This window comes from Coleofasciculus sp., assembly GCF_046539235.1.
GTDB lineage: Bacteria > Cyanobacteriota > Cyanobacteriia > Cyanobacteriales > Coleofasciculaceae > Coleofasciculus.
The window spans coordinates 1-11,204 of record NZ_JBKHHI010000215.1; the positions used below are offsets into that span (position 1 = coordinate 1).

The following is an 11,204-nucleotide window of genomic DNA, read 5'->3' on the forward strand; positions in this document are numbered from 1 at the left end:
TAGTTGCTGAGGGGTTACTGTCTCCCAACTGAAATCTTATGTCGAAAAACAAAATACTCCTGAGTGACAATTCCGCTTTGCTCCATTGTCGGGCTATCCTTCCCGACGCTGACCTTTCAGGTACAGCGCTCTGCTGTCGCCCATAGCTCACTCATGATGAGTCGTCCGGCGATCGCGTCACCAACACCCAAAATTGGGCGGGCTGGAAAACTCGCAAAACCCTGAAAAATAAAGGTTTCCAAAACAATTAAAGATTTATAAAATACCCAAAATAAGCCTTGATCCGATAAAAATGAATGCAGTTTTTGAACGGATATACCCTTTGTGGAGAGGTTGAATTAATTCTGTGTTAATGGAGCTAAGCGGACTCGAACCGCTGACCCCCTCAATGCCATTGAGGTGCTCTACCAGCTGAGCTATAGCCCCGTGCAGCATCTTCCATCATGCCTTGATTCTATCCTTTCGTCAAGTCTGATTAAAATATTGCCTCGTCACAGATCATTGAGTGATCAAACCTAAGCCTGACTAAAACGAACCCGAAACCGCCGCAATCCGACTCAAGTAGCCCAAATAGCTGTCCATTAAGAAATACACGACTAACATGGCAGCGGCTGACATCGCCACTAAAGTGCCAGCCAGCATAAAGGAAAACTCTCGTGTGTCAAACGCCTGTTGCATTAAGTGCAGTGACCAAGCAACTAGAGCAATATCGAATATTAAAATAGCAATCAACATAATTTAAGAAATGTAACATTGAATCTATTCTAGCAGTGGTCTATGTAGCTGCAAACGATCCAATTGTGTGATATTAGTCACAAGAGTTAAGGGTAGATCGGCAAGGATTTGAGAACCATCATGACATCCGGACGGGAACCTGATGATCCTGCAAATAGTGCTTAATTTCCGATACGCTGAGTTGTCCGTAATGCAGTAGAGAGGCTAAGAGGGCGGCTTCGGCTTTCCCCTGACTCAGGGCTTGATAAATGTGATCACAGGTTCCCGCACCCCCTGAGGCAATCACCGGAATTTCCACCTGATCGGCAATGGTGCGAGTTAGCTCTAAGTCATACCCAGCTTGAGTTCCATCCGCATCCATACTGGTCACCAGTAATTCTCCCGCACCGCGTCGTTCGACTTCTTTTGCCCAGGCGATCGCATCCAGTCCGGTATTTTCGCGTCCGCCGCGCACGAAAACATCCCAACCCGGATGGCTGGGATCGACACGGCGACGGGCATCTATCGCCACCACAATACATTGATTGCCAAAGCGATCGCTAGCTTGATTGATAAAATCTGGATTACGGACAGCCGCCGAATTAATACTGACTTTATCGGCACCAGCCCTTAACAATAACTTAACAGTCTCTAAGGATTGGATACCGCCGCCCACCGTTAAGGGAATAAACACCTGTTCTGCGGTACGGTAGACAACATCGATAATAATATCCCGGTCTTCATGAGTGGCAGTGATATCCAAAAACACCAGTTCATCAGCACCGGCTTGATTGTAAGCTTGTGCCAATTCCACGGGATCACCCGCATCTTGCAAATTTACAAAGTTGACGCCCTTGACCACCCGCCCCGCCTTTACGTCCAGGCACGGTAAGATTCGTTTAGCTAGCATGTCAGATGTCTTACGCTGTGTGATGGGAGAATACTGAGTTCCTTAACTAATCTAAACCTTTTGCGCCTGAGTGTTTTGGTTGCAGATGAAATGATAGGCTGAAATCATGGCTATAACCTCCTTTAGACAATCTCAAGAACCCGACCCACAACCCCAATCCCGTCAGAAAAAAAAGGGTCACCGTAAGAAACGTCAGCAAGACTTGGAAACAGACTTGTTACTAGCGACGGCGACAGGGGATGAAACAGAGAACCAAGAGGAGGGGATTCGTCCCCATCGGTTAGCCGACTATATTGGGCAAAAAGAACTCAAAGATGTCTTAGAAATTGCGATCGCGGCGGCGAAGGCGCGAAATGAGGCTTTAGATCATTTGCTCTTGTATGGACCGCCAGGATTGGGGAAAACCACAATGTCGCTAATTTTGGCGACGGAGATGGGGACAAATTGTAAAATTACAGCGGCGCCAGCCTTGGAACGCCCCCGGGATATTGTGGGGATTTTAGTCAATCTGAAACCGGGAGATATTTTGTTTATCGATGAGATTCATCGCCTCACACGCATGAGTGAGGAACTATTGTATCCGGCGATGGAGGATTATCGATTAGATATTACGATTGGCAAAGGGCAATCAGCGCGAACTCGGAGTATTCCCTTACCCCAGTTTACTCTGGTTGGCGCGACGACAAGGGTGGGATCACTCACCTCCCCCTTACGCGATCGCTTCGGTTTGATCCAGCGCTTACGATTCTACGAACCCGATGAATTGAGTCTAATTGTGCAACGCACCGCCCAATTATTACAAACGCCGGTGAGCGAAGAGGGAGCGATAGAAATTGCCCGTCGTTCACGGGGAACTCCCCGCATCGCCAATCGTTTACTCAGGCGAGTGCGGGATTATGCTCAGGTGAAAAAGATGGGTGTGATTAACCCAGACGTCGCCGCCGAAGCCTTGGAAGTCTTCAATGTTGATCCCGCGGGTTTGGATTGGACGGATCGGCTGGTGTTAAGTGTGATGATTGAACAATTCCAAGGGGGACCTGTGGGCTTAGAAGCCGTAGCCGCAGCAACTGGAGAAGACGCTCAAACGATTGAGGAAGTGTATGAGCCGTATTTATTACAGATTGGGTACTTACATCGAACCCCTCGCGGGCGGGTTGCTACAGACGCGGCTCGTAAGCATCTAGGTTATTGGCAAGAATGATATCCTCAAATTATGCCATCTACAGGATTAACCGTGCATGGCTCGGCGCTTGAACTCCTCGTGCGCTCTAGAAGGAAGCGATTCAACTTTTTTGGGCGATCGCGTTCCATTCTCACAGGGAGCCTCAACTTTTGCCCAGTTCTCTTGAATGTAGTTTAGATCGTCCGCCGAAGCCACGTAGCTTTCAACATAGCCACAATTGACACAAACATAGGTATCCAGTGCAGCATAACGAGCGCTGGAGTTTCCTAATCCTAGCGTCATCGTATTCAGTGCGGGAAATTTTCGGTTTTTGTTACTTCTGATCTGATAAGATCCACAGGAGTGGCATTGACCATTCTTCATTGTCATGACTGCTTCAACCTTACAAGTTGGCTTTCCTTTTGTCTTCATTAGGGAAACGGCACAATCCGGATGACCGTTAACTTTTATTTTCATTTCGCCAATGAAACGTGGGGGTCGTCTAGTCCACAAAATTCTGGTATAATTCAACAGGCTGCTGCCAAAATAGAATTTTTCTCAATATCTTCTGACGTTGCCGGATTTACAGGCGCTCAATACTCTAAACTAGCATCAAAATCAACAGGTTAACATAGTCAATTGAATACTGCCCACCTGAAATTTAAATCTGACATCAAATCGGGTTAAACAACCTCACGAAACATGGCTGTAACTCTCATTATGAGGTGATTACCTCTGTGTGCAATCAACCTGATTCGATAGGACATCAATTAACAACCTGTAGGGGCGACCCGCTTACATCAATGAACAACACCCGTCCACTCAATCGGGTCGGGTCGCCCTTTACTCAATGGGGTCTGATCCTCCTTTTGATGGTGACTTCACCCCATGAGAATTACCGTGTCAATAACATGGATAATACCATTATCTGCTTCGATGTCAGGGGCAACAACCGTGGCATTTTTGACTTCAAAACCATCAGAACAGTCAATTCGGATAGACGAACCCTCAACAGAAGTTACCGAATCGACCTTGGCTAAATCAGCTTGAGTCAATTTCCCGGAAACGACATGATACGTCAGAATTCGCGTAAGCTGGGGAATATTCTGGAGCAACGTTTGTATGGTTCCTGGTGGCAACTTAGCAAAAGCGGCATCATTGGGTGCAAAAACCGTAAAAGGACCAGGACTTTTGAGAGTGTCCACTAAACCAGCCGCTTGCACAGCAGCTACCAGGGTTTGGAATGAATCCGCACTAACGGCAATATCGACAATATCAGGCATTGATGTTAACTAATCCTCGGCAAAATAATCTCTTCTGGGATTTTGTCATTCTCCCATATACCTGTATAGGAGCGGGTTTTACGACTCTCGTTTTTTCTCTCACCCCAATGAATTAAAGCCGCCCCGACTTTCCCTGATATGCTCCTAGTGGGGTTTTGATTGATTCAAACCCTTGAATCAGATTCCTTAATCTCCTTAATCTGCTCGCGTTTCAAGACACCCCATGGAAAGTCAGGTAGGTCACAAGCTAAAATCAGCGACATCAGTACTGAGGAGTCCGAATATGCGACATTTTATTGGCATCAGCGTAACCCTTGCCACAGCGGTACTCGCGAGTATGGCGTTTACCCCCACATCAGCATCAGCTCAAGCCGCTTACGGCAGTTATGTGGGAGTTGGTGGTACATTCGGTATTGAAGAAGATGATCGCGGTGAAGGGCGGCAATTTGGGGGAGTTTTGGCGGCACGGTACAAACTCTTAGAACTTCCTGTCTCTCTACGAACACAAGCCCTGATTGGTGCAGGTACGGCGGTGGTGCCAACTATTTCTTATGATTTTCCCCTCAACTGGCAAACGGATGTTTATCTGGGGGCGGGTGCGGCGTTTGCCAGTGGTGATACGCCCTCACCGGTGGGAGATAAAACCAGTTTCGCCTTGCAACCGGGGATTGATTATGTTGTTCCTGGGGGTAGTACGGTGCTTTTTGGGAATGCGATTATTGCCTTTGATGCCTATCGTAACGGAGGCGGAACAGCGGTTTCAGTGCAGGGTGGCGTAGGATTGCGATTTTAATCAGACACAAAAATTACCGCTAATTTTGTCAGTCAACTATGGTATTCGCCAAGAATTCAAATTCTTGGCTAAAAGCCCAAGTCGTCTAAAGACGACTAACGGGAATGCTAGGAAAAATTGACTCCTATTGAATCCGGTTGATGGCACACAGATACAATCCCGTTAGAATTAATGATAACTAGAGGGAGCATGTCAGGGAAAGCACAACATGTTCACGCTACTGCACGGGAAATTGGCGATCGCTTGGGAGAATGGCTTTCTCTCAACGATCTCGGTAAGGTTTTGAAAATAAGTCGGGGCGGGTTTAGTTGTAGAGACGTTGCATGCAACGTCTCTACACTCATCGTTGCGCCACTACTCTCCTGACTTAATCGCCTGTTGCAACATGGCTTTATTTTGTGAAGCGGATGGAGTTTCCAGGGGTTCAAGATTCCTCGCCAAGAATGTCTCTACTGTAGCCCCCACGAAGCCAGAGACAACGTGACGCCAAGCCTGAAGCTGTGCTGAAGGTCCCTCCTGCTTACACCACTGTGCGATCGCATGAGATAGATCGGTTCTTCCGGACTTACTATGCCAAACTGTTAGTTAAAACAACGCCAAAGCCATCCACTGAAAAAACATCAAAAAGGAGAATTCTTTTTCCTTTTGCCTGGATTTAACCGAGATAATTTAGAGGATGCACCACCCCTTAATCTAGAAAATAATCCCTACCGAGGATGGGAATCCTATGACCAAAAAGATAGTAAATTATTCTAGTTCTAGTAGTAATGCCCAATAGTCAGGAACTCGATGATGCCCTAGACGTAATGAAAGCCAAGCGCCCGGATCAATTTGTGTTAGGAGGAGATGCGTTGTATGGAACGAAAACCTTGGCAGCGTTTCCAAAGGCTACTGAAAAAAATGCTAGTGGTATAGTCATTGCCGTTCCTGGGCACATTACAGCCAATTCTCAGTCCAACTTTGCCCAGACATCAAGAAAGCTTTGGTGGGCAGATGTAAGCTGGCGCACCGCCTTATCTTATGATGCCACCCAAGCCCTGATTGCGGCACTGAAGCAGAATCCGACTCGCCAAGGGGTGGCTGAAATCCTACGTTCAGAAAGTTTTAGTGTTGATGGGGCAACGGGTAAGGTACAATTCTTACCATCAGGCGATCGCAAAAATCAGTTGACCAATCCTTTGAGCCAACTTGTCACGATTGAGCCAGGTTCTCGTTCCGGTTACGGCTATGATTTTGTTGCTGTACCTTAACTACTGGAGTTTAGAGTACGATAAATTAACCCAGGTACAACCTGAAGCGGAGAAAGAAGGAAAATTCCTTAGTAAACGTATCAGATTATACGGAAAATTAGCCAATGATTCTGATCAGATTCTGGAATTAGCTCAACCGAAAACGTTTCGCTCTCCTGAATCCAGGGCGGGGGGATGTTTGGGAAAGTTGGCAGACTGTTTAATTATAGAAACTCATGTAGCACAGAAGACAGAAACAGGTAAATAACGCGGTAGGATGAAGGTTTATGAACTTAGTTATTCCCTATCTTAAAGTCGTCAGTCCCATGGTCTTAGGGTGTTTAGGACAGCGCGGCTTCAAGCAACCAGCCGTTAAGAATAGACCAAACGCCAGAAAGCAAAAAGCCTTCTGCCCTCTACCCTCTGCCTTCTGGCTGCTTGTACTCATCACCCCAAGCGCGGTGCGGGCGCAAATTGTCCCGGATAATACTCTCCCGGTTAATTCTCAGGTGACGGGATGTCCGGTTTGTTTGATTGAAGGGGGAACAGTGCGGGGCGTGAATCTGTTCCATAGTTTTGAGGAGTTTTCGGTACAGACGGGGGGTGAGGCGTTTTTTAATAATGGGTTAGATATTGAGAATATTTTAGGGCGGGTGACGGGGACTAATATCTCGGATATTGATGGCTGGATTCGGGCAAATGGTACGGCAAATCTGTTTTTAATTAATCCGAATGGGATTGTGTTTGGGGAGAATGCGCGGTTGGATGTTGGCGGTTCGTTTGTGGCGAGTACAGCGAATAGTTTTACGTTTCCGGATGGGAGTGAGTTTAGTGCGACGAATCCCCAAGCGCCGCCGTTGTTGACGATTAATGTAACGCCGGGATTGCAGTATGGCACGCCACCAACTGGAGACATTAATAATAGTGGCAATTTAGCGGTAGAGTCGGGGCAAACCTTAGCGTTCTATGGAAATCAGGTGACGAGTACGGGTTCTCTGGTGGCACCTGGGGGAACGGTGATGGTGTTGGGAGAGAGGATTGGTTTATTCGAGAATGCTGGGATTGATGTGTCCTCAGAGATGGGGGGCGGTACGGTGTTGATTGGGGGAGGGTTTCAAGGGCAAGGGGATGTTCCTACAGCAGCACGGACGTTTATTGATAGGGGTGTGAGGATTAATGCTGATGCTATTTCCCCTTTATCCAGTGGGGATGGGGGTACGGTGTTGGTTTGGGCGGATGAGGTGACGGGGTTTTATGGCACGATTAGCGCCCGTGGGGGAAGTGAGGGGGGAAATGGGGGATTTGTGGAGGTGTCGGGGAAAGAACATCTGATATTTCGGGGGAATGTTGATACGAGTGCTGTGAATGGGTTATGGGGGACGTTGTTGCTTGACCCGACGGATATTGTGATTGCCAATGGTACTGGGGATGGTGCGACGGATGGTGAGGATACGTTTGCTGGGGATAATTCTGGGGTGGCGGGGACGATTTTGAGTGCGCCGTTGAGTGAGATTGATGATGCGACACCGACGACGATTTATGAGTCGGAGTTGGAGGGGTTATCGGGGGATACGAATGTTGTTTTACAGGCGACGAATGATATTCGGATTGAGGATTTAGCTGATGATGCTTTGGAGTTTGCGCCGGGGAGTGGGGGGATTGCGTTAACGGCTGATGCGGATAGTGATGGGGTGGGTTCGGTGGTGATGGAGGATACTCTCGGAGATACTCTCTATACGAATGGGCGGGATATTGTTATTTCTGGGGCGAGTTTGGAGTTGGGGAATATTAATACCTTGTTGGTTGAGGGGGGTGACTTGATTACGGTGGATGTGGATGCGGGGGGAGCAATTCCGGACAATGGAACAACCGCTAATTTCACCTTCACTGTGCCGGATTCAGTGCCAACTGTGGAGAATCTTGATGTGCGGTTTTCGGCAGCACATACCTGGAATAGTGACCTGGCTGTTTTTCTCACCTCGCCTGGTGGGACAGAGTTAGAGTTGTTCCGTGGTGTGGGAGATGATGGTGATAATTTCCAAGACACCCTCCTCGATGATGAAGCACAAACGAGTATTAATCAAGGTGATGCTCCTTTTAATGGAACATTCCAACCATCAGGTGCTGGAGGATTGGGGGTTTTTCAAGGTGAGAACCCTACGGGAACTTGGACTTTGAGTGTTACTGATACTTATCCGTATGAAGATGAGGGCACGTTGTTCGGGGCGGGTGATGCTGCACCTTGGGGAGAAGCGATAGGGACACAACTGCTAATTAGAACTCCTATTAATCAAGAAAGTGGCTCAATCAATCTCAACGCTACAAACGGCAACATCAGTGTGGGAAATTTGAATACAACAATCAATACATCTAATCCACTTGCTAGTGGCGGAGATATCAATCTTACAAGTGAGAATGGAGTAGTGTGGGTTGACAATAGCTCGATCACAAGTGATGTCTATGGAGCAGGTAATGGGGGAAACATAAAGATTGATGCACAATCTATCTTTATCAACAATGACACTCAATTGAATTCCAGAACTTATGGACAGGGGAATGCAGGCAGTGTGTTTATGCAAGCCGAGCAGAGTATTTCTCTGGTAGATTCCGACATTAACACCACTGTGAATGAGGGAGCGGTGGGCAAAGGGGGCGAAATTACGCTCATAGCTGGGTCACTCTCTGTCACCAATGGCTCTCAACTACGGTCTTTCACCGGCGGGCGAGGAAACGCAGGCACGGTAAGCATTGATGTCCGTGATGCTACTACTTTTGCTGGAAGGAATCAGCAAGGATACTCTAGCGGGGTTTGGACAATTGTCAATACCCCGACAACACAAGGCAATGGTGGCAACATCAACATTACCACTGGGTCACTTTTTCTCACCAATGGCGTTTTGAGTGCCAGCACAAATGGACAGGGGAATGCAGGCAGTGTGTTTGTCCAAGCCGAGCAGAGTATTTCTCTGGTAGATGGCAGCATCAGCACCAATGTTAGTCAAGCAGCGGAGGGCAAAGGGGGCGAAATTACGCTCATAGCTGGGTCACTCTCTGTCACCAATGGTGGTCAACTACAGTCCTACACCAGCGGACGAGGAAACGCAGGCATGGTAAGCATTGATGTCCGTGATGCTACTATTTTTGCTGGAAAGGATCAGCAAGGATACCCTAGCGGAATTTGGACAATTGTTAATACCCCGACAACTCAAGGCAATGGTGGCAATATCAACATTACCACTGGGTCACTTTTTCTCACCAATGGCGCTCAACTGTATACCAGCACAAATGGACAGGGGAATGCAGGCAGTGTGTTTATGCAAGCTGAGCAGACTATTGCTCTGAGCAATGGTGCTAAACTGGTTACCAGCACAAATGGACAGGGGAATGGAGACTCTGGCAATGCTGGAAATATTACCTTAACCACCCCGGAGTTAACCCTGCAAGATGATGCCAAAATCGCCACCACCACAGCAAGTTCTGGCGATGCGGGAAATATTATTCTTCAATCCCACCCCAACGGAGAAAACCTCAATATTAACCTTGAACAGGGAACATCTATTTCTGCTTCCACTGATTCCACTTTTAACCAAGCAACCGGAGGAAATATAGAAATTAAGGCTCCCGACTCCATTAAAATTCAGGGAGAAGGAACCATTACCACAGAAACCGCAGGCGCAGGCAATGCTGGCGAGATTAGAATTACCAGCACGGATTTAAACATCCAACAAACGGAACTTTCCACCTCAACCACAGGAACTGGAAACGCCGGAGAAATTACCCTAGACACTTCTACCTTAACCATTGCCCAAGGAGCAGAAATCTTCGCCTTCACCGAAGGTAGTGGAGATAGTGGCACGATTACCGTTAATGCTACCACCGCCGTGAATCTTGGTCTTGGTGTGGATGATTTTTCCCCGGTTCTGTCTGTAGAAACCCGCAGGGCGGGCAAAGCCGGCAGTATTATTGTGAATACCCCAACCTTAACTCTCTCCGACACCGCCCGCATCACCGCTACCGCCACCAATACCGCCACCAATACGGAAGGCGGTGGTAGTATCACCTTAAATGCCTCCAGGATGAACTTAGCCGGAATCGTGGGTGTCTTTGCTGAAACTGAGGGACAAACCCCCGCCGGCACCTTAACCCTGAACCCCTATCAGAATGAATCTACCCTAGACATTACTTTAGCGCCCAATTCCCAAGTCTCGGCTTCTACCTCTGGAAGTGGTACAGGTGGTAATTTAATCCTGAGTGCGCCGCAAGCGATTACGATTGCTGGACAAGGGCGGTTAGCGGTAGAAAGCAGGAGTACAGGGGATGCGGGTAATGTAGAGGTGACGACTCGCCAACTTACCCTCACTGATGGTGTTGAACTATCGGCGGCGGCTACAGATAGTGGCGATGCGGGAGAAGTTCGGATAAACACCCAGCAGTTGACTCTGGAGAATGATGCAAAAATATTAGCCTCTAATATTTTTAGTAGCAGTGAGGGTATTATCCTCGAAGGGTTGGATACCTTGAGAGTTAGTAACAATAGTGCCATATCCGCCTCGACTCAAACGGGTGAAGCGGGAAGCTTAACCATTAATGCTAACTCCAATCCCGCTAATTCGGTGCAAGTGAGTGATAACAGTCGCCTATCCGTGGAAGCTACAGGAGAAGGCGGAAAAGCTGGAGGTTTGACGGTTAATACTCAACAGTTAAGCTTAAGTGAAAACTCGCAACTTTCAGCCTCCAACATTTCTGGTGAGAGCCAAGATATTATTTTACAAGGTTTAGAGAACGTACAGTTAACCAACGGCAGTGAAATATCAGCCTCGACAGAGACAGGAACAGCCGGAAGTCTCAGTATTAATGCAGGCGAAAATCCAGTTGAGTCAGTATCTGTAAGCAACAGTAATCTATCCGTTGCGGCTACTGGTGAAGGTGGGAAAGCTGGGGGGGTGACGATAAATACCGAACAGTTAAGCTTAAGTGCGCGATCGCAGCTTTCAGCCTCCAACATCTCTGGTGAGAGCCAAGATATTATTTTACAAGGTTTAGAGAACGTACAGCTTACTGACAACAGTGAAATATCAGCCTCGACACAAACCGGAACAGCCGGAAGTCTCAG

Annotated in this window: 11 protein-coding genes and 1 tRNA gene; 7 read left to right on the forward strand and 5 right to left on the reverse strand. The window is 47.7% G+C overall.

Translation table 11 applies throughout. The features are described 5' to 3' along the window. Positions 1 to 63: 63 nt before the first annotated feature. Positions 64 to 225, forward strand: coding sequence for a hypothetical protein (locus ACLFWI_RS18250; protein ID WP_446414094.1), 162 nt, complete (start codon positions 64 to 66; stop codon positions 223 to 225). Between the two features lie 128 nt (positions 226 to 353). On the opposite strand, the gene ACLFWI_RS18255 is transcribed toward ACLFWI_RS18250, so the two are convergent. The 3 genes from ACLFWI_RS18255 to hisF all read right to left on the reverse strand — a co-directional run bounded on the left by ACLFWI_RS18255 (position 354) and on the right by hisF (position 1,624). Next, positions 354 to 426 (reverse strand) — tRNA-Ala (locus ACLFWI_RS18255). A gap of 99 nt (positions 427 to 525) precedes the next feature. Then, positions 526 to 735: a hypothetical protein gene (locus ACLFWI_RS18260; protein ID WP_006098571.1), complete on the reverse strand. Its 210-nt coding sequence runs from the start codon at positions 733 to 735 to the stop codon at positions 526 to 528. Between the two features lie 118 nt (positions 736 to 853). After that, positions 854 to 1,624, reverse strand: coding sequence for an imidazole glycerol phosphate synthase subunit HisF (hisF, locus tag ACLFWI_RS18265; protein WP_446414095.1), 771 nt, complete (start codon positions 1,622 to 1,624; stop codon positions 854 to 856). Positions 1,625 to 1,730: 106 nt separating this feature from the next. Here hisF and ruvB point away from each other — a divergent pair, with 106 nt between their 5' ends. Then, the gene (gene ruvB / locus ACLFWI_RS18270) at positions 1,731 to 2,825 is read left to right on the forward strand and encodes a Holliday junction branch migration DNA helicase RuvB (protein ID WP_446414096.1); all 1,095 of its coding nucleotides are present in this window, start codon (positions 1,731 to 1,733) and stop codon (positions 2,823 to 2,825) included. A 27-nt stretch (positions 2,826 to 2,852) separates the two neighbouring features. Here the strand turns inward: ruvB and ACLFWI_RS18275 are convergent, their stop codons facing one another. Continuing rightward, positions 2,853 to 3,263 (reverse strand): hypothetical protein, encoded by a 411-nt coding sequence (locus tag ACLFWI_RS18275; RefSeq protein WP_446414097.1) that lies wholly within the window; start codon positions 3,261 to 3,263, stop codon positions 2,853 to 2,855. A 404-nt stretch (positions 3,264 to 3,667) separates the two neighbouring features. Beyond that, positions 3,668 to 4,069, reverse strand: coding sequence for a fasciclin domain-containing protein (locus ACLFWI_RS18280; RefSeq protein ID WP_006098369.1), 402 nt, complete (start codon positions 4,067 to 4,069; stop codon positions 3,668 to 3,670). Between the two features lie 283 nt (positions 4,070 to 4,352). On the opposite strand from ACLFWI_RS18280, the gene ACLFWI_RS18285 reads away from it, so the two are divergent. The 5 genes from ACLFWI_RS18285 to ACLFWI_RS18305 all read left to right on the forward strand — a co-directional run. Beyond that, positions 4,353 to 4,862 (forward strand): hypothetical protein, encoded by a 510-nt coding sequence (locus tag ACLFWI_RS18285; protein ID WP_446414098.1) that lies wholly within the window; start codon positions 4,353 to 4,355, stop codon positions 4,860 to 4,862. 189 nt (positions 4,863 to 5,051) lie between these two features. Continuing rightward, the gene (locus ACLFWI_RS18290) at positions 5,052 to 5,228 is read left to right on the forward strand and encodes a hypothetical protein (RefSeq protein WP_446414099.1); all 177 of its coding nucleotides are present in this window, start codon (positions 5,052 to 5,054) and stop codon (positions 5,226 to 5,228) included. A gap of 401 nt (positions 5,229 to 5,629) precedes the next feature. Continuing rightward, positions 5,630 to 6,112 carry a hypothetical protein gene (locus ACLFWI_RS18295; protein WP_446414100.1) on the forward strand — a complete coding sequence of 161 codons (483 nt, stop codon included), beginning with the start codon at positions 5,630 to 5,632 and terminating at the stop codon, positions 6,110 to 6,112. Next, positions 6,090 to 6,359, forward strand: coding sequence for a hypothetical protein (locus ACLFWI_RS18300; protein WP_446414101.1), 270 nt, complete (start codon positions 6,090 to 6,092; stop codon positions 6,357 to 6,359). The genes ACLFWI_RS18295 and ACLFWI_RS18300 overlap by 23 nt, the downstream gene beginning before the upstream one ends. A gap of 19 nt (positions 6,360 to 6,378) precedes the next feature. Then, positions 6,379 to 11,204: two-partner secretion domain-containing protein (locus tag ACLFWI_RS18305; protein WP_446414102.1), on the forward strand; the 4,826-nt coding region annotated here is incomplete at its 3' end.